Origin of the sequence: Sporofaciens musculi, from assembly GCF_009830285.1 — a bacterium.
GTDB lineage: Bacteria > Bacillota > Clostridia > Lachnospirales > Lachnospiraceae > Sporofaciens > Sporofaciens musculi.
Genome location: NZ_WUQX01000001.1, coordinates 1,585,541 through 1,605,164, shown reverse-complemented (window position 1 = coordinate 1,605,164; position 19,624 = coordinate 1,585,541). Strand labels below are relative to the sequence as shown.

19 protein-coding genes are annotated in these 19,624 nt (G+C 46.5%); all 19 read right to left on the bottom strand.

Annotated elements, in window-relative coordinates; translation table 11 throughout:
• Window positions 1-5 precede the first annotated feature (5 nt).
• The 19 genes from GN277_RS07880 to GN277_RS07795 all read right to left on the bottom strand — a co-directional run bounded on the left by GN277_RS07880 (window position 6) and on the right by GN277_RS07795 (window position 19,615).
• Complete coding sequence (locus tag GN277_RS07880; protein ID WP_159750604.1) at window positions 6-914, bottom strand: IS3 family transposase; 909 nt, start codon at window positions 912-914, stop codon at window positions 6-8.
• Window positions 911-1,252 (bottom strand): transposase, encoded by a 342-nt coding sequence (locus tag GN277_RS07875; protein WP_159750603.1) that lies wholly within the window; start codon window positions 1,250-1,252, stop codon window positions 911-913. Before GN277_RS07875 ends, GN277_RS07880 begins: the two co-directional genes overlap by 4 nt.
• 60 nt (window positions 1,253-1,312) lie before the next feature.
• Window positions 1,313-2,128: an abortive infection family protein gene (locus GN277_RS07870; protein ID WP_159750602.1), complete on the bottom strand. Its 816-nt coding sequence runs from the start codon at window positions 2,126-2,128 to the stop codon at window positions 1,313-1,315.
• A 425-nt stretch (window positions 2,129-2,553) separates the two neighbouring features.
• Window positions 2,554-3,489, bottom strand: a complete 936-nt coding sequence (tsf, locus tag GN277_RS07865) for a translation elongation factor Ts (RefSeq protein WP_204162714.1) — start codon at window positions 3,487-3,489, stop codon at window positions 2,554-2,556.
• A gap of 26 nt (window positions 3,490-3,515) precedes the next feature.
• Complete coding sequence (gene rpsB / locus GN277_RS07860; protein WP_159756486.1) at window positions 3,516-4,256, bottom strand: 30S ribosomal protein S2; 741 nt, start codon at window positions 4,254-4,256, stop codon at window positions 3,516-3,518.
• A 385-nt stretch (window positions 4,257-4,641) separates the two neighbouring features.
• Entirely contained in the window at window positions 4,642-5,796 is a 1,155-nt protein-coding gene (locus tag GN277_RS07855; protein WP_159750600.1) for a C40 family peptidase, read from the bottom strand.
• A gap of 197 nt (window positions 5,797-5,993) precedes the next feature.
• The gene (locus tag GN277_RS07850) at window positions 5,994-7,493 is read right to left on the bottom strand and encodes a glutamate synthase subunit beta (protein WP_159750599.1); all 1,500 of its coding nucleotides are present in this window, start codon (window positions 7,491-7,493) and stop codon (window positions 5,994-5,996) included.
• 11 nt (window positions 7,494-7,504) lie between these two features.
• Window positions 7,505-12,040, bottom strand: a complete 4,536-nt coding sequence (gltB, locus tag GN277_RS07845; RefSeq protein ID WP_159750598.1) for a glutamate synthase large subunit — start codon at window positions 12,038-12,040, stop codon at window positions 7,505-7,507.
• 156 nt (window positions 12,041-12,196) lie between these two features.
• Entirely contained in the window at window positions 12,197-12,976 is a 780-nt protein-coding gene (locus tag GN277_RS07840) for a CPBP family intramembrane glutamic endopeptidase (protein WP_244324635.1), read from the bottom strand.
• Complete coding sequence (locus tag GN277_RS30010) at window positions 12,966-13,157, bottom strand: hypothetical protein (RefSeq protein ID WP_244324634.1); 192 nt, start codon at window positions 13,155-13,157, stop codon at window positions 12,966-12,968. Before GN277_RS30010 ends, GN277_RS07840 begins: the two co-directional genes overlap by 11 nt.
• A 236-nt stretch (window positions 13,158-13,393) precedes the next feature.
• Window positions 13,394-13,702, bottom strand: a complete 309-nt coding sequence (locus GN277_RS07835) for a hypothetical protein (protein ID WP_159750597.1) — start codon at window positions 13,700-13,702, stop codon at window positions 13,394-13,396.
• A 221-nt stretch (window positions 13,703-13,923) separates the two neighbouring features.
• A complete protein-coding gene (locus GN277_RS07830) occupies window positions 13,924-14,259 on the bottom strand; it encodes a helix-turn-helix domain-containing protein (protein WP_159750596.1) in 336 nt (111 codons plus the stop codon).
• Window positions 14,256-14,852 (bottom strand): sce7726 family protein, encoded by a 597-nt coding sequence (locus GN277_RS07825; protein ID WP_159750595.1) that lies wholly within the window; start codon window positions 14,850-14,852, stop codon window positions 14,256-14,258. Before GN277_RS07825 ends, GN277_RS07830 begins: the two co-directional genes overlap by 4 nt.
• A 194-nt stretch (window positions 14,853-15,046) precedes the next feature.
• Window positions 15,047-15,538: a prolyl-tRNA synthetase associated domain-containing protein gene (locus GN277_RS07820; RefSeq protein ID WP_159750594.1), complete on the bottom strand. Its 492-nt coding sequence runs from the start codon at window positions 15,536-15,538 to the stop codon at window positions 15,047-15,049.
• A gap of 20 nt (window positions 15,539-15,558) precedes the next feature.
• The gene (locus GN277_RS07815) at window positions 15,559-16,110 is read right to left on the bottom strand and encodes a helix-turn-helix domain-containing protein (RefSeq protein ID WP_159750593.1); all 552 of its coding nucleotides are present in this window, start codon (window positions 16,108-16,110) and stop codon (window positions 15,559-15,561) included.
• A 105-nt stretch (window positions 16,111-16,215) separates the two neighbouring features.
• A complete protein-coding gene (locus GN277_RS07810) occupies window positions 16,216-17,145 on the bottom strand; it encodes a tRNA dihydrouridine synthase (protein ID WP_159750592.1) in 930 nt (309 codons plus the stop codon).
• A gap of 130 nt (window positions 17,146-17,275) precedes the next feature.
• A complete protein-coding gene (locus tag GN277_RS07805; RefSeq protein ID WP_159750591.1) occupies window positions 17,276-18,508 on the bottom strand; it encodes a [Fe-Fe] hydrogenase large subunit C-terminal domain-containing protein in 1,233 nt (410 codons plus the stop codon).
• A 4-nt stretch (window positions 18,509-18,512) separates the two neighbouring features.
• The gene (locus GN277_RS07800) at window positions 18,513-18,680 is read right to left on the bottom strand and encodes a hypothetical protein (protein ID WP_159750590.1); all 168 of its coding nucleotides are present in this window, start codon (window positions 18,678-18,680) and stop codon (window positions 18,513-18,515) included.
• Window positions 18,681-18,844: 164 nt separating this feature from the next.
• Window positions 18,845-19,615 carry a hypothetical protein gene (locus GN277_RS07795; protein WP_159750589.1) on the bottom strand — a complete coding sequence of 257 codons (771 nt, stop codon included), beginning with the start codon at window positions 19,613-19,615 and terminating at the stop codon, window positions 18,845-18,847.
• Window positions 19,616-19,624 lie beyond the last annotated feature (9 nt).

Sequence of the window (19,624 nt, the reverse complement as noted above, 5' to 3'; positions counted from 1 at the left end):
AATGCCTAAGCTGCAGCATCCAGAGATACATAATACCTCTGTCTTTTGACCATAGGAGGAAGCCCGCCATTGGCTGAGCATATCCTCCTGTTATTCCAGTAGCTGATGAAGTATCTAAAAATGAGTGTCTTTAGTTCCTCAACGGTCATTTTTTCTGTGTTATGGCGGCCATAAAGAAGTTCTTCTTTCATCCGCGCCCACATGCTTTCGCACCTTGCATTGTCATGGCAGCGGCCACCGTCACGGTTCATACTCTGAAGGATTCCGTATTTCGCGATGCTCTTACGATAGATTTCACTGGTATACTGTGATCCCCGGTCAGAGTGGATGACCGCTCCTTTAAGCGCCGGATAGGAGTGGACGGCGTTGGCAAGCGTTCTTTCACATAATACGGCTTTCATGTTTGTATCCATTGCCAAGCCTAGAACTGCTGCATCGAAACAGTCAAATATGGCAGATACATACAGTTTCCCGTCTTTTGCTTTGATTTCAGTTATGTCCGTGACGCATTTTTTAAGTGGCTGTGCAGATCGGAAATCCCCTTTCAGCAGATCATCAGATTTGCATGCTTCACGGTCTGCTTTGGTGATCCCATTCGGTTTGCGTTTCGGACGGTGGCTAAGCCCGATCTTCTCCATGACGCGATAGACCGTCCTCTCGCCGGGAATACGGATACCTTCCGGTTGTTTTAAGAGAAGCGCCTGATACATACGGATTCGTCCATAAGTATCGTTGCATTCATCTTCTGATGCGATTGCCTGCATGATACTGGCTAAATCCTGATATTTCCACGGACGGTCTTTATCTGCCAGATATTTATAAAATCCCTGCCGCGTGACTTTCAGTATCCGGCAGTAGAAAGAAATTTTTCCCTTTATCACGCCGTCTTCCGTTTTTATGGCAAGAAAGATCATTCTTTGTCTTTTGCAGACTTCCGACGGCTGGCGGCGAAAAAAGCGCTAGCTTCCTCAAGAAATTCATTTTCTTCTTTCAAGCGGCGGATTTCTTTTTCCTGCTCTTTAACCTGTCTGCGCAGGAGGGACAATTCCTCTGCGAGACTCATTGCCGTTTGTGGTGTGTGCGAGCCGGGACCGGCATCCAGTCTTCCCTCCCTTGCGGCTTTCGTCCATGCGTACATAGTGTTTTCAGGGATGCCCAGTTCAGAAGCTGCTTTTGCGCCGCCAATTTCCTTTGCCAGCTTTACAGCCTGAATCTTGTATTCCATGTCGTATTTCCGTTGTTTTTTTGTCATATTAGCTGCCTCCTTATTTCTCTTTGATTATACATCAAATCCTTGCGTATAAGGTGTCAACTAAAATGATACAACATCATACCGCTTTTGTCCTGCTCCATGACTATCACTGGTTTTATTCCTTAATTCAGCAATTGCCCTTACTATTCTTTCCAAACCACTAAATAAGCTATTGATTCTGTTGTCAATATCGCTACTTTGATTCAATCCGTACTTCTCTTTTATCTTTCCATAATACTGCGTTAAATCACCATTCATCTTAACGTCAACTTTTTCATTTTCCAAAACATATAAAAATACTTCTTCCATCAACGTTCTCGACTTTGTTATTACACTATCATAATTTCCATTGGATAAATCCTCAGTACATCTTGTCCTTAAACTGTGTATATATTCCATATTCACAATATTAAAAACCGGAGCTTCTATTTGTATATCTTTCTGAAACTCAACAAGATAAAATTTCTCATTGACTACCTTCAATTCATGTTTTCCTAAAAACAGATTTGCATTTATAGCGTCCAATGCCCATTTCTTTGCTTTGTCATATGCCTCCTGAATAGTATTCCTATCACCCAATTCTGTCAAATAATCAAATTGCGTCATTGAAAACATATATGCTAAAACATTAGACACCATTTCACGTTTAATGATATTTAACAGAAATGCTTTAAACATTTCACATCTGGAACTACAGCCTAACTCATCTTCCTTATAAACAATTGGAAATCCGAACCTTGTCGCTAATGAACAAATATCTTGACCTCTTAAATAAGGCAAACCTAATCTATACCCTTCTGATTGACAATCAGCATTATCTCCGATTAATATACGGATGATCTTGTCTGTGCATAATAATTCCCATCTATTTTTCAATGACAACACCCACCCCTATCTATAAAGATACATAATTTCTGATGACATCGTTTTCTTCTTTACTCATTATAGGCCAATTTCACGCCTCTATCAACCAATAATCTCTATCATCACCGTAATTCCTATATGATTAAGATATAACAGCTTACGCACCCTAACACCATTTAGAGAAAATCCATGTAAATCTACGTCCAGAAACGGCAAGCAAACTTCTCCCCTTTTACGAAAAGAACGAGGCAAACTTTCACACACCATTTGGGGGATACCCTTTCCCCCAACTCTTCCCCCAAAAATCCCCCAAATCGGCACTCAAAATACGGTAATTTACGATAAGTTATGAACCTCTCCCAAGAACGCAAAAAACCCCTGAAAATGCCCATTCTATGGGATTTTCAGGGGTTCGTAAATCAATTCTTCTCAGAAGTTTACTGATTCATCTGCGCCGCAACCTCAGCTGCAAAATCCTCATTCTTCTTCTCAAGTCCTTCGCCCGTCTCAAACCGTACGAATCTCTTCAAAGTAACCGCAGAACCAGCCTCCTTAGAAACTGCCTCCAGATACTTAGCAACCGTCTCCTTATTCTCAGCCTTCACATACTCCTGCTCTAACAGGCAGACTTCCTTCAGCTCTTTATTGAGACGTCCGGTAATCATCTTCTCGATAATATTCTCCGGCTTGTTGGCATTCTTAGGATCATTCTTAGCCTGAGCAATCAGAATCTCCTTCTCATGCTCCTTATACTCTTCCGGTACATCATCAGTAGAAACGTACTTAGGATTCAGAGCCGCAATCTGCATAGCCACATTCTTTAACGCTTCCTTCACCGCATCAGAATTACACTCCGTCTCAGCCTCAACCAGAACGCCAATCTTGCCGCCTGCATGGATGTAGGATACCACGATTCCATTCTCGGCAACCACCTTCTCGAATCTTCTGATGTTCATATTCTCGCCAATCTTAGCAATCATAGCCGCCAGCTTATCCTGAACAGTCATAGATGTATCAAGAGCCCATGGCTCTGCCTTAAATCCTTCTACATCTGCCGCATTGGAATCCGCAAGCTGCTCTACTACTTCCTTCACATAAGTCTGGAAAACTTCATTCTTTGCAACGAAATCAGTCTCTGCATTAACCTCAACGATTGCAGCAACCTTGTCGTCGCCCTTGATTGTGGTAGCAACGATACCCTCTGCCGCAATACGTCCAGCCTTCTTCTCAGCCTTCGCCTGTCCGTTCTTTCTCAGGTATTCTACAGCCGCATCCATGTCACCGTTCGTCTCGTTCAGAGCCTTCTTACAGTCCATCATGCCTGCGCCTGTCATCTCTCTTAACTCTTTTACCATACTAGCTGTAATTGCCATGTCTATCTCCTCCAAATGTCTGTCATCTATTCAACAACTTCTGCGTCAGCTTCTGCCTCATCGTACACTCCGTCAACACCTGTCATTCCCTGATTAGCCTCAACTACAGCGTCAGCCATCTTAGAAACAATCAGCTTTACTGCACGAATTGCATCATCATTACCAGGAATCACATAATCCAACTCCTCTGGATCACAGTTAGTATCTGCAATACCAATCAACGGGATTCCAAGAGTATGTGCCTCCTGTACGCAGATTCTCTCCTTCTTCGGATCTACTACGAAAATAGCGTCGGGAAGCTGCTTCATCTCTTTGATTCCGCCTAAGTTCTTCTCCAACTTCTCCCACTCTTTTTTCAACTGGATAACTTCCTTCTTCGGCAGTACGTCGAATGTTCCGTCCTCTGACATTCTTTCAATCTCTTTCAAGCGTGCAACTCTGCTCTTGATGGTCTTAAAGTTAGTCAGCATACCGCCCAGCCATCTCTCATTTACATAGAACATTCCGCAGCGTTCAGCCTCAGTCTTAATAGCATCCTGAGCCTGCTTCTTGGTTCCAACAAACAGAACTGTACCGCCGTCTGCCGCAATATCAGATACTGCCTGATATGCCTCATCTACCTTACCCACAGACTTCTGCAGGTCAATAATATAGATGCCATTCCTCTCCGTGTAAATGTACGGAGCCATCTTAGGATTCCATCTTCTGGTCTGATGTCCAAAATGAACACCTGCTTCTAAAAGTTGCTTCATTGAAATAACACTCATGTTTCTTTCCTCCATTTGGTTTTTTGCTTCCGCATATGTGTAAGTCCTTGAAACCCGCTTGACTATCCACTCGTCTACAAGCTCTGGCACCCTCTTGAACAAACAAATGCGTGATTTTTGCGACTTTTTCATGATAGCATAAAAGCCCTGCATTTGCAAGGCTTTTATCTGCTTAAATTCTACAATATCGTAACAGTTCAGCCTTCCGGCTTCACTGTTACGGAATCCGCCCATTTTAAAGTTTGCCTGCGGCAAAGAGGCGGATTCCCAGCTGCTCCAATTCATTGGCTGCTAACCGCGCAGCAAGTGCGCGGTTGCAGGCTAAACTGTTACACAATATCTGCAATTATATTATAATCACTCCACAATATGTATCATAAACTTCTTACCAGTAACGTCTGTACCACGGAGAGCCATATACAGCGACTTCCTTCACATTCTGTCCCGGTTGAGGCGCATGAACCATCATTCCGCCTCCGGTGTAAATTCCTACATGACCGGAATAGCAAACAATGTCTCCAGGCATCGGACTGCTGACCGGAACTCCTCCTCCGCCCTGTTCGCCTGATGTACGTCCGATACTAATTCCCGCTACTCTGTGAGCATACTGGGTAAGTCCTGAACAGTCGAGCCCTGAACCTGGCTTTGTACCACCCCATACATACGGAACTCCAATCTGGGAACGTGCAGCGCCCACGATTGTCATTCCCACAGATGCGTTGCCGGAGCCTGTATAACCGGAATTGCTACTGCTACTACTGCTATTGCTATTGCTTCCGCTGCTGCTTGAGTTATTTGACGAATGATTTCCGGAACTTCCTGTACTCTGGCTGTTATTGTTACCATTATTGCGGTTTCCGGAATTATTATTAGCTGCCGCCGCTGCTGCTGCCTGACGCGCTGCTTCCTCCTGACGTCTTCTTTCCTCAGCTTCTCTTGCCGCTGCCTCTACCGCCGCCTGAATCTGACCGTCTAAGTCGGCTACCTCTGCCCGCTTCTCCTCAATGGTCGTATTCAGTACATCCTTCTGATCTTCGTATTCAACCTGCAGAGATTCCAGCTTCTTCTGGTCTTCCTCAAGAGTCGTCTTAAGCTCTGAGATCTGATTCTTTGTCTCTACATATTCCTGTAACTGATCTCTGTCATAATCATGTACATTCTGTACATATTCCGCCTTATTCACCAGGTCGGAGAAATTCTCCGCTGTTACCAGAGACTCAAGAGCCGTCGTGTCTCCTTCTTCGTACATATACTTGATACGAAGCTTCATGGCCTCATACTGCTCTCTCTCTCTTACTTCAGCGGCTGCCAAGTCATCCGTTGCCTGGATGATCTCCTCGCCCTTCTTAACCAGATCCTCCTCCAGACCATTAATCTTCGATAGAATCTGCTTCAATTCCTCCTGTAAGGAATTTACTTCACTCTGCTTCTCAGCCTTGTCCTCTTTCAATTCGTCGATTGACGGCGCTGCCATAACCGGCGTTACAATCAGCGAACCAGCAACAATAGCGGCCAAAAGTCTTGCTCCAAATCTTTTCATAGTGAAACCATCCTTTTTATGTATTTTCTGCTTACTATTTACACTCATCTACGTTCTTTCGACATAGTCCCTCTACATCTGGTAACAATTATACCTCAAACCACTAAAACTTGCAACATTTTTTAATAATTTTGTAACAAATGTTTTTAAGAGGAATCTCTATCGACAAGGCGCTTCGTAAAATATAACCAAGAAAATTACTGGATGTTCATATTCGTATATCCCATAAGACTTATATCAATCTCCTGGGCCGCCTCTCTGCCTTCGCGGATTGCCCACACCACCAGGGACTGTCCCCTGTGCATATCGCCAGCCGCAAAAACATTCTGAACATTCGTTCCATAGGTTCCCTGACTTGCGGCCACGTTCGTCCGTCCGTCAACCTCCACGCCAAAGGCCTTCGTCACATAGCTCTCACTTCCAAGGAAGCCCGCCGCAATCAGCACCAAATCCACATCCACCGTATACTCGCTTCCGGCAATCTCTGCCATCACCACCCGTCCGGTTTTCTCCTCTTTCTTAGGCTCAAGCTTCACAAGAACCGCCTTACAGACATTTCCCGCTTTATCCTTCTGAAACTCCTTCACCGTGGTCTGGTACACCCGCGGGTCTTTCCCGAATACAGCAATGGCCTCCTGCTGCCCGTAGTCCGTCTTACACACCTTTGGCCACTCCGGCCACGGATTATCAAAGGCGCGCTCATCCGGCGCCTTGGGAAGCATCTCAAGCTGAAGCACTGACTTGGCTCCATGGCGCATAGATGTACCCACACAGTCGTTTCCCGTATCGCCGCCTCCAATCACCAGCACGTTCTTTCCTTTTGCGGAAATATATTCCCCCTCCTTAAGCTTAAGCTGGTTCGCCCAAAGAGCCTTCGTGGTGGATTTTAGAAAATCTACTGCAAAATGAATTCCATTTGCCTCCCGTCCAGGCACCTTGATATCCCTTGGATTCGATGCTCCGCAGCACAGAAGGACACGGTCATACTCCTTTAAAATCTCCGCCGCCTTCTTGTCCTTTCCAACGTTACAGCCCGTTATGAAGGTAATCCCTTCCGCCTCCATGATACTGACTTTCCTATCAATAATCTGCTTCTCAAGCTTCATGTTAGGAATTCCATACCGAAGAAGGCCTCCCACTCTGTCCTCACGCTCGAACACAGTTATGCTGTGCCCTCTCCGGTTGAGCATATCCGCCGCCGCAAGACCGGCAGGGCCAGAGCCAATAACCGCCACCTTCTTGCCGGTACGCACCTTCACCGGCCTTGCCCCTGCATAGCCCTTCTCATAGGCATTTTCAATAATACCATACTCGTTTGCCTTGGTGGAAACCGCATCTCCGTTCAAAGTACAGGTACATGCGGCTTCACACAGAGCCGGACACACTCTGGATGTAAACTCCGGAAAATTATTGGTCTTTTTAAGCCTGTAATAAGCCTCCTCCCAGTTCCCGTGATAAATCAGGTCATTCCACTCCGGAACCAGATTGTGCAGCGGACATCCGCTGGCCATACCCATAATCATCTGACCAGCCTGGCAGAAAGGCACTCCACAGGACATACATCTGGCCCCCTGGCGTTCCTGCTCCTCCTTTGATAAGGGCGTGTGGAATTCGTGAAAATGCTTTAGTCTCTCCTTCGGCGCCTCCGCCACCTTGTCCTGTCTGTCATATTCCATAAAACCTGTCGCTTTTCCCACTTCTCCACCTCCTATTTCTCGCCCTTCATAGCGTAAAATGCTTCCGTCTTCGCCTGCTCGCTGCTCATACCCTGCTCCTCCAACTGAAGGATTGTGGTCAGCATCCGCTCATAATCTACAGGGATAATCTTCTTAAACTTCGGCAGATATTCCTTAAAATGCTCAAGAATCTCCTTCCCAATCTGAGAATTTGTGCAAGCCACATGCTCCTCAATCATGCCTTTTAACTCATTGACATCAAACTTCGACGAAATACGCTCAATATTTACCATTTGCTTGTTTACATTCCGGTACAAATCACTGTCCATATCCAGCACATACGCTACCCCGCCGCTCATTCCTGCAGCAAAGTTCCTGCCCGTCTTGCCAAGGACAGCCACCCGTCCTCCTGTCATATATTCACATCCATGGTCGCCTACACCCTCCACCACGGCTATGGCGCCTGAGTTGCGTACTGCGAAGCGTTCGCCCGCCACGCCGTTGATGAAGGCCTTGCCGCTGGTTGCCCCATAGAGAGCAACATTTCCTATAATAATGTTCTCGTGATGGCGGTACTTCACTCCCCGCGGCGGATACACAATCAGCTTGCCGCCTGACAGACCTTTCCCAAAGTAATCGTTGCTGTCCCCCACAAGCTCTAAGGTAAGCCCCTTTGGAATAAACGCCCCAAAAGATTGGCCGCCTGCACCTGTACATTTCACCACATAACTGTCCTCGGTAAGCCCATCCGGATGCCGCCTGGTAATCTCGGAGCCAAAAATCGTCCCAAAGGTCCGGTCCGTATTGGTCACGTCTACCTCGATACTGCGCTTCTGTCCCTTTTTCAGAGACGGAAGAAGCTGTCTTACTAAAACCCTCTCATCCAGCGTCTTTTCCAGCTCAAAATCATACACCTTCTTCGGGTTAAATGTTACCGGCGTCTTGCTTCCTTGATGCGGATTATAAAGAATTCGTCCAAGCTTCAGCGTAGCCGCACGGGCGGAGGTGGGCTGTTCCTTCACTCTCAAAAGGTCTGTGCGCCCCACCAGTTCGTCAATCGTGGGAATGCCTAGCTTTGCCATGTACTCTCTTAAATTCTCCGCCATAAACCGCATAAAATTCATCACATACTCCGGCTTGCCGGCAAAATTCTTCCGAAGCCTGGGATTCTGGGTTGCGACCCCCACCGGACAGGTATCCAGATTGCAGACACGCATCATCACGCATCCCAGGGTAATCAGCGGCGCCGTAGCAAATCCAAATTCCTCTGCCCCAAGAATGGCCGCAATGGCAATATCACGCCCGCTCATAAGCTTGCCGTCCGTCTCAAGCCTCACCCGTTCCCTAAGCCCATTCTGGATTAAAGTCTGATGGGTCTCCGCAAGGCCAAGCTCCCAGGGAAGACCGGCATTGTGGATTGAGCTTCTGGGCGCGGCGCCTGTCCCTCCGTCATAGCCGGAAATCAGAATCAACCCTGCGCCCGCTTTGGCCACGCCTGCGGCAACCGTACCCACGCCCGCCTCAGACACCAGCTTCACCGAAATCCTTGCATCCTTGTTGGCATTTTTACAATCATAAATCAACTGTGCCAAATCCTCGATGGAATAAATATCATGGTGAGGCGGCGGAGAAATCAAGCTGACCCCAGGAGTGGAATGGCGGGTATTGGCAATCCAAGGGTACACCTTTCCTCCCGGAAGATGTCCTCCCTCTCCCGGCTTCGCGCCCTGGGCCATCTTAATCTGAATCTCCTTTGCGCTTACCAGATAGCGACTAGTGACGCCAAACCGTCCGGAGGCAACCTGCTTGATGGCAGAACAACGGTCGCTGTCCAGCCGTTCGATTTCTTCTCCTCCTTCTCCGCTGTTGGACTTGCCCTTAAGACGGTTCATGGCAATGGCCAAGGTCTCATGGGCCTCCTTGGAAATAGAGCCGTAGGACATGGCGCCTGTCTTGAACCTTGTCACAATGGAATCCACGCTTTCCACTTCCTCAATGGGAATTCCCTTCTTGGGATAATTGAACTCTAATTGTCCCCGCAGGTTAATATACTGGCCTTCTGTATTAACCATTTCCGTATATTTGCGGAACATCTCATAATCCCCCCGCCTGGTGGACTGCTGAAGCATATGGATGGTCTGGGGATTGTAAAGATGCCTTTCCCCGCCGCTTTTTGACTTGTGCTGCCCGATGCTGTCAAGGGTCATATCCACCTCAAGCCCTAATGGGTCAAACGCCTGGGAGTGACGCGCCACATAGTCCGCCGCAAGCTCGTCTATGCCGATTCCGCCTACGCGGCTTACCGTGTCTGTGAAATATTTCTGGATAAATTCCTCCTTCAATCCAATGGCCTCGAAAATCTTCGCACCCTGGTAGGACTGGATTGTTGAGATTCCCATCTTGGAGGCAATCTTCACAATCCCGCTAAGAACAGCATGGTTATAATCCTCCACAGCCGCATAGTAATCCTTTTTCAGCATATTTGTCTCAATCAGATACCGGATGGATTCATGGGCAAGGTAAGGATTGATGGCACATGCCCCATAGCCCAAAAGAGTTGCAAAGTGATGAACCTCCCTTGGCTCTCCCGTCTCCAAAATGATGGCCACAGACGTACGCTTCTTTGTCCTTACCAAATGCTGCTGCAGTCCCGACAGCGCCAGCAGAGACGGCATAGCAACATGATACTCGTCCACGCCTCTGTCTGTGAGAATTAAAATATTTGCACCCTCTCGAATTGCACGGTCCACCTCGATAAACAGGTAGTCTATGGCCTTTTCAAGACCAGAATTCTTATAGTATATGATAGGAATCTCAACAGGATAAAATCCCTCCTTCTTCATACTCTTAATCTTCAGAAGATCCGTATTGGTCAGAATCGGGTTATCCACCTTGAGCATCCTGCAATTTTCTTCTCTTTCCTCCAGCAGATTCCCATCCGCACCGATATAAACAGTGGTAGAGGTTACCACCTCCTCTCGGATTGAATCGATTGGCGGGTTCGTCACCTGAGCAAAAAGCTGTTTAAAATATCCAAACAAATCCTGATGCTTTTCTGAAAGCACCGAAAGCGGCGCGTCAATTCCCATTGCCGCAGTCCCTTCTGTTCCGTTTTGCGCCATAGCCAGAATCGAAGTCTTTACCTCCTCATAGGAGTAGCCAAATGCTTTCTGGAGCCGTTTACACTCCTCTGCCGTATAGGAGGGCACCTTCTGATTGGGTATCTTAAGACTGCTAAGCTCAATTAAATTACTGTCCAGCCATTCCCCGTAGGGCTGCCTGCCGGCATAGATTTCCTTCAATTCATCATCACCGATTACTTTGCCGGAAATAGTATCCACAAGCAGCATTTTCCCCGGATGGAGACGCTCTTTTACCACGATCTTTTCTGGATTAATGTCAAGGACCCCTACCTCAGAGGACAGAATCAGTGTGTCGTCGTCCGTGATATAGTATCTGGACGGACGAAGCCCGTTCCTGTCAAGGACAGCGCCCATGCAGTCCCCGTCGGAAAACAGTATAGATGCCGGACCGTCCCAAGGCTCCATCATGGTGGCGTAATACTGATAGAAATCCTTCTTCTTCTGGGACATAGTCTTTGCACTTGCCCATGGCTCAGGAATGGCAATCATCACAGCCAGCGGCAAATCCATTCCACTCATGACCATGAACTCAATGGCATTGTCAAGCATGGCAGAATCCGAGCCTGAGCTGTTGATAGCAGGCAGAACCTTATGGAGCTCTCCTTTCAGGTGTTCTGATTCCATATTTTCTTCCCTTGCCTGCATCTTGTCCGCATTGCCCCGAATGGTATTAATCTCCCCGTTATGTACAATAAAACGGTTGGGATGGGCGCGCTCCCAGCTGGGATTGGTGTTGGTGCTGAAACGGGAATGTACCAGCGCAATGGCTGATTCATACTCTGGGCTCTTGAGATCCTCAAAAAACGGCCTGAGCTGTCCTACCAGAAACATTCCCTTATATGCAATGGTTCTGCTGGAGAGTGAGGCCACATAGGTGTCGTCGCTGCTCTGCTCAAAGATTCTGCGCACCACATAAAGCCGCCGGTCAAAATCAATTCCCTGAGGAACCTTCCCTGGACGCTCAATGAAGCCCTGGAGAATACATGGCATACACTCTGCCGCTCGACTTCCCAAGACCTCCTCCCTTACCGGAACCTCACGCCATCCAAGGAAATTCATCCCCTCTTTCCTGACAATCACTTCAAAAATCTTCTTGGCCTGGTTCTTCTTCAATTCATCCTGGGGGAAGAAAAACATCCCCACCCCGTAATCTCTCTCAGAACCTAAAAAAATGCCGAGAGGCTTACAGACTTTGGAAAAAAATCTATGTGAAATCTGCAACAAGATTCCAACTCCATCGCCTGTCTTACCCTCGGCATCCTTGCCGGCCCTATGCTCTAAATTCTCTACAATCTTCAAGGCATCCATCACTGTGCTGTGACTCTTGCGCCCCTTGATATTAACGACCGCACCGATTCCACAGTTGTCATGCTCAAACTGAGGACGATACAGACCTTCGTGATTATTTACAATCTGCGCGTTCATACATTCAGTCCTTTCTTCAGTTTTTCTTACTATACTACTTTTTTTAGGATTTGTAAATAGGGAGTTTAGCCATAATTATCTGATAATCAGATAATTATGTTATATTTAAAAAAGAGTCTGATATCTCTACGAACATCAAACTCTTTTCCACACATCTTATTCATTGTCAACCCTGCAATGTTGTACAGGATTATCTTTTTCCTGGGATGTCCCTGGTATCTCTGGCTTCTCCTCAATCCTCTGAATCAGCACAAACATGGTGGACGCCACAAATGCACAGGCAACCGTCACAATTCCAATCCGCATCTGGTCCTCCATCAGCCAATCGGGCAGTTTGAACTCCGTCGCCAGTATGGACAGCAAATTCATCGCCATATGCGCCGCAATGGGGGCCTTGATAGAACCGTATTTTTCATAGAGATAGGAAAGCATCATTCCCAGAATAAACCCGTAAAGCATCTGCACCAGATTCACATGGGTCAATCCGAACACCACTGCCGAATACAATGCCGCCTGCATATAGGTGGCACGCTCACGCAAACGCCTAAAGAGCAGTCCACGGAATACCAACTCCTCACTCAACGGCACCAGGACAGCAAGGGCAATCACCTGGGTAGCGAGGGGAGACGAATAGAATGCCTCCATCAAAGCCTGATAGGTCTCACTCATATCCGACAGGTTCCCTATAATAATCAGATTATTGATCCCAAGGCTTAAGGCCAGAGCCATGAGAAGCCCAGCGCCGTATTTCCAGAGAGGAGCCTTCCTGTTGGGAATAAAACCGTTCTTCCTCTCCTTCACCCGATCGGAATGGAAAAACCAAAGCATAATCGGAATCGTAATCAGGGCGGCAACACCCACAATCTGAGTAGAAGCATTCAGGTACTGATTCATTATCTCCTCATACAGCTCCATCATCTTCTCTTCACTCTGCATCGCAGCTCTGAAGGCCTCCTGATCCGCCATCATATAGACCATGCTTAAAACTCCCCCTGGCAATCATGCCAACTCCAATCCCCACTACCCATTTTATCACAACCGGTCCCCACAGATGCCAGATACGTTTACCGTAAGTTTCCGGCGTCATAGGCGGTACCTGCCTGTATTGCTGTTCCATATTCATCCTCTCTTTCCTCTGTTGAATGTATTACCGTATACTTTATTCATTCTACTTCTCATTTATGGAACATGCAATTAAAAAAATATTAAATATTATACTTTCTTCTAAAAGCATACATTAATGGACGAAGTCCACCAGCCCGAAGGGCATGTATTGCGGTGTGCCCTTGGGTATAAAAAGATGCAGCAGTTTCTCCCATACTGCCACATCTTTCTTATGCCCCTTGGTTCGAGTCACAATAACTCATCTCTTATCCTTCGGTATACTTCCATTCCATCTTTTCTTCCAAACATCTTAAGCGCCTTCACATACAGCTTTCTCCTACAATCCTTCTCCTTCAGCAGTTCCCACAACTGCTCATTCATCGTCCCATACTTCGTATCCCTAAATATCTCCTCCGTCTTTTCCCGTAATCTTTCTTCATTCCTGTATCTCTCCACATCTTCTTCCATCGAAGTATTCCTCAGTTCTTCTCTTGCTGTTCTTGTCCTGACATTATTCTCATTTGCCGAAGGGATACACCCGCCTATGGTTGAATTCAACACGACCGCCTCTCTATTGGCAGCTCTTTCTCTCAGTATTCCTGTACTGCCTCGTAATGAATGTCATTGTATTGGCAATATCTTATCTATGTATACCCAAAGGGCATCCCGAATGCATGCCCTGTCGGGCGGGTGGACTCCGTCCAGCAAGGTATAACAGGAAATGGGCCTTTACATTTCCTAAAAATAGAATACCAGAACCCTCTGTATTTTGCATCCAGTTACAAACTGATTGACAAAAACTTTATTCCTTCCCTGTACCACATTACCATTTTCCGGCTATCCTTGCGAGGCAGAGCCATAAGCTCGCACACCCGCCCCGTCTCCTCCTGGTCGGAGGTCACTAACAATCTCTCCATCGAAACCTTTAAAAGCCGCGACAGGGCATACAGATTATCCACACTGGGCAGATTCTTCCCATGAAACCAGTCATACACAGACTGGACAGCCGAAAAGCCCATATATTCCTGTATCTCCTTTGCACAAATTCCCTGCCTTACACAAATGTCCCTGATTCGCTTTCCTGTCCTCTCCACGCTAATCACAGGATATCTCATAGCTTTCCCTCCTTAAACTTCCTGATTGTATTCCCAATCTCCGTATAATCCCTCTCAAACAATTCCTGGCTGATCTGCTCATTCAGCGCCGCCTTGGGAACCTTCTCAAGAAGCTTTTCCATGACAAATGCTTTGCTTTTCTGTTTATACTTGGCAAGCCCGTTTATCTCCTGAATGTTCGCAAGCTCTGGCCTCCACAAAAGTGTAAGCTTTTGGCCTAAATCAGCCTTCGGATTCGCTTTTGCCTCCCGCAGCAGATAGAAATCCACCCCATTCTCCACCCACTCCACAGTAATGATCCCCCACCACTCAGGTACATGCTCACTTACGTGCAGTCCATGGCTTCCTCCTGCAACTACATAATTGCAGTCAAAATATCTGTCATAATCTCGCACCTGCCTTTTTAACCGGACATAAGTATCTGCATCACTCTTAATCTCAATTCCAGCCACCCCATTCGGCAGCACCATCATGATATCCGCCCTTGACCTGCCAATCTGCTTTTCCTCAATAATTCGTATTTTTCCATAGTATTCCTCAAGGAAATCGAACAACGGTTCCCGAATATCCTTGTCATACAATTTCTTAGCCATATCTCAAACTCCTAAACGTATATAGAATTCATTTCACAAGTCTTCTTAGAGCAAAACTGCAGGAAATGAAATTCATCAAATCTAAAATAAAATAATAAGTGGAAAGATGGGATAACCCACGAGCTAGAAAAGAACAATGATACCGACCAGATTATTTCACCAGGAATAATCCGGCCAGCACAAAAAAGTAGAAACTAAAGCTTAACCTTAACCACATCCACATCCAAATCCCACAGGAACTTATCCAAATCCTTAAAGGAAAGAAAGACGGTGGCCGTATTCTCTAATGGATGGATTCCAAGGCTCTTACACCTGCTCAAATCCTTATCAATAAAGAACTCTACCACATGGTCCGTATCATTCATCAGTCCGAAGGGAGACACGCTTCCTTGCTTAAGTCCCAGATATTTTTCTAACCGGTCTTCGGAGGCAAAGCTTAGATTTCCTCCTCCAAGCTGTCTGCCAAGAGCCTTCAAATCTACCTTCTTGCTCTCCTCACAGGTCACGAGAAAGTGTCTCTTTCCCTTTGAATCCCGCAGGAAAAGATTCTTACACAGAGTTCCCTTCTCCGGCAGTCCAAGCCTGTCCATATCCTCCATTGTATGTACTGGCTCATGCTCTACAACCTCGTACTTAATCTTCAACTTGTCCAATGCGTCATATACGCGCTGCTTCTGGTCTTCCATCTTACTATAACTCCTTTCTGTTACGGATAATGAACCACGATACACGCAGTCACCATGCCCTCTCCCGTATTCTTGTATACATAATCGTCAAATGCATTGTACGCGGCAGAATCCCCTGCTTTCAGCTCATATTCCCTGTCCTCGAAAATCAGCGTCAGCTCGCCGGAATACACCGTAATAAACTCCCTGGTTCCATGCATCTGCATATGCCCCCGCATCGTGCCGCCCTCATCGAACTCCAGGTCAAAAATCTCAAAATCCTGGCCCTCCCGAAATTCAAAGATTGGGTACAGCCTGTACCTTCCCTCATCTCCCACAAGAGGTATCACATAAGCCTTGCCAGTCCTGGAAAATGGCTTCGGCTGATCCGCCGTAAATGCTGTCACAGGAACCTTAAGCCCCAGAGACAGCTTATATACCGTTGATATGGTAGGATTAACTTCTCCGCGCTCTAACTGGCTCAGCATACTCTTACTGATTGAAGTCAGAACCGACACTTGCTCCAGGCTCAACTCCTTACGCTTCCTAATCTCTTTCAGATTACCTGCAATAATATGATTCAAGTGCTCCAAAGGGGTTCCTCCTTAGAAATTCCTGTATATAGAATTTTTTTCTATTATATTGCATGGCGCCTAAAAAGTAAAGACAAAAATCTTCGCCTTCTCAAAATCTCCCTCTTAAAATACATATTCAAAACACTGGTTCACAACCTCCTCATATCTGTCCAGTCTCTCCGCCTTCCTAATCCGTTTTAAGAGCTTCTCACATCCAGGAAAAGCTTGTCCCAAATAGCACCAGATTTCTTTCATCTTAAACAGAACATTCTTATCCCCCATATGAAGCTCTCTGTATTCTTCATATAACCGGTCATGAAATCTGCGAAGCTGCTTCCGCGAAGCCTCCTCCTGCCCCTTAATCTCGCCCAGAAGCCCAGGATTTGCAATAATCCCTCTACCAATCATACATGCCGTCACCGTTGGAAATCTCCCCTCTATGGCCGCGGCATCCTCTCTGGTGCAAATATCCCCATTATAGCACAATGGACAGGTCATTTTTTCTGCCGCCTCCTCAAATGCCTCCAGCTTCGGTTTATTTTTATAAAAGTCCTTCTGAACCCGCGGATGGATAATCAATTCCTCAAGAGGATACTGTCCATAGATTTCCAAAAGCCTTTGAAATTCCTCAGGTTCATCCCTTCCTATCCTGGTCTTAATGGATATGCGAGCCTTTGTCTTTGAAAAAATTTCATCCAGAAAACGGTCAAGTCCCTCCAAATCTGCCAGAAATCCAGAGCCTCTTCCTTTTGATACCACAGTTTTAGAAGGACATCCCAGATTCAGGTTGATCTCCTCATAGCCGTAATATGCAAGTTTTTCTTCTGTCCTCAAAAAATCCTCCGCCCGATTCGTCAAAATCTGGGGAACCAGATGCATCCCTTGATTATTCTTCGGCAGAAGCTCAGCCTTCTCCTTTGCAGAGAAGCCCTTCTTTAAATGGGGCGACAAAAAAGGGGTAAAATATTTATCCATGGGCGTAAAGCAATCGTGATATACCCTTCGGTAGATCCGTGTCGTAATCCCCTCTAAAGGGGCCAGATAATACTGCATCTCTTATCCTTCCTTCGTGTATGTATTGAAAACTGAATCAATTATATTGAGAGCGTCCCAAAATGTCAATACGCATTTGAAAAAGAGGCTGCCGGAAAATGTAAATTTCCCCAACAACCTCTTTTTTACATTAACTAAAATCCCTCGTCAACAGCCCATCTTCCGTCAACAATTCCTCCACCGTCCGAATCCCTAATTCCTCCAACACTCTCCGCACATAAGGATTCTCCAACGGCGTCCGAAACTTAGCATTACCGCCATATGCGTCCACATGCTTTGTCCCCTCCTCCACGTTCAGAACCGCCTTGGGACCTCCCACACAGCCTCCCACACAGCCCATCCCTTCAAAAAAGTTTGCCTCCGTCCTGCCCTCTTTGATTCTCCTAATCATTTCCATACACGCCTTTGTTCCTTCGGCTTGTTCGGAACGGACACGGATACTCCGATTAGGATGAAGCTGGTTCACCATCTCTGTCACAGCCTGGCTCACCCCTCCGGTTCTGGCATAAAGTCTTCCCGCCCTGGAGGCATGCTCCTTTTCGGCGTCCGCAAGCTCATCCGGATGAATGTCCGCCGCGTCAAAGATATCCTGCACCTCCTGAAATGTAAGCACATAATCCACAGCATCCATGATATCCGGTTCTTTTGCCTCCTTCTTCTTGGCAAGACAAGGCCCGGCAAACACAGTGACCGCATCTGGATGAAGCCTCTTAATCATACGTCCGCAGGCAATCATAGGAGACACGGCAGCCGGAACATGAGGCATTAATTCATGGAAAATCTTCCGTATCATGGCAATCCAAACCGGACAGCAGCAGCTTGTCAACTGGTAGTCCCCCCTCTGCTGCACATGCTGGTCGAACTCCAACGCCTCCTTGAGAGTAAGGATGTCCGCAAAAAGCGCAACCTCCACCATACCAGTGAAGCCCAAAGCCTTAAAAGCCGTGCGCAGCTTTCCGGGAGTAACCCTATCGCTAAACTGCCCCATAAATGCAGGAGCAACCAACATATATACCGGCCCTTTCCCTTCTCTTACCGCCTTCATCGCCGGAATCGCATCTTTACTTGCCGCCAGATTTCCCTTCTTACATGCCTCTATACAGGCTTCACATCCTACGCACAGAGAGCGATTAATCTTAAGCCTCCCATCCTCCGTCCTTTCGATTGCGTCAAAAATACAACTGTTTTGGCATACCTGATCGTAGGCGCATTTCTCACACTCATTAATGTGAATAACTGGCGGGTATTTCTCTGGATGAAGAAGGCAATCCAAATGGAAGGGGTCGTATTCCTTTAGAGGCGTTTCACCCTCTGCATTCTGTCTTATTAACAGCTCATGATAAAGTTCATCAAAGCTTTTCATATTCTTACCGTTTATCCCCGTCTATCCGATCAACCTTCAGTGACACACCCTCTATTTTCACAACATTTTTCTGTGGCTCACGGTTCTTCTTCTCCTTTTCCTTCTGCTGCTCTGCTTTTCGCCTGGCTGCATAGAGATTACCTGGAAGAAGGTCCAGCTTCAACTCCTTCATATCCTATATACTCCTTTCAGCAAGATTGTTTCCTGCTAATAGTATGCATATTCTGGACAAATTTATACCTGCAAATCGGCTGTCAAAAGTTTTCTACTGTAAGCCAAAGATAACGGCTGCCCATAACGGACAGCCGTTCCTTCCTGACTTACAGTCATATTCAATTATCTGATTTTACGTTTCCTGTAAACAGCCGCAGAAATCATACTGATACAAATGACCATAGATATTACATAGATTATCATCTGATTCGTATCCCCTGTCTTAACCCCCTGTACTCTGCTGCCATTCAATTCACGGTTCTTATTATACTGATCTTTCGCAGTACTGCCGCCTATGGTTGAATCTCCAAAATCACCTTCGATGTTATCTCCTTTGTTTCCATCGTCCTCCTCTGGTGGAGTCGGAATCTCCGGCCCTGCCGGTTCATCCAAGTCTGGATCCGGAACCCAAGTCTCCCTGTTGGGAGTCTCAGCGGCTCCCCATCCTCGGACAACTAAAAACGCATCCTCTGTATTCGCCAGCTTAACTTCGCTAAGCTCTACAAGCGCATCATTGGAGTCCTTCATAGATACTGTTCCAACATTAAGAGTATCGTCGTCGTCAAAGAGACCCTTCGTTCCAGCGATATAAATATTCAGCGTATTATGATAACGGGACTCATACACCTTTGCGCTCTCCATAACCTTATTGCTAAATTTAATCTGTGGTTCACCAACCGCCTCCTTAGGAGTCACCTCAAGCTTTAAGCTCAGTGCAGAGATTTCCTCTTTTGCTGCATTTGGAAGATACAGGTCTATGGAATACTCTGTCTTTTTTTCATTCGGAGTACAGGTAGCGCCTATCTCCTTTGTTTCTTCAGCGGATACCCGCAGCGGCAGCATTGCGATAAATGCGAACACTGCCATTATCATACCTAATCTATATTTCTTCATGTTCTACTC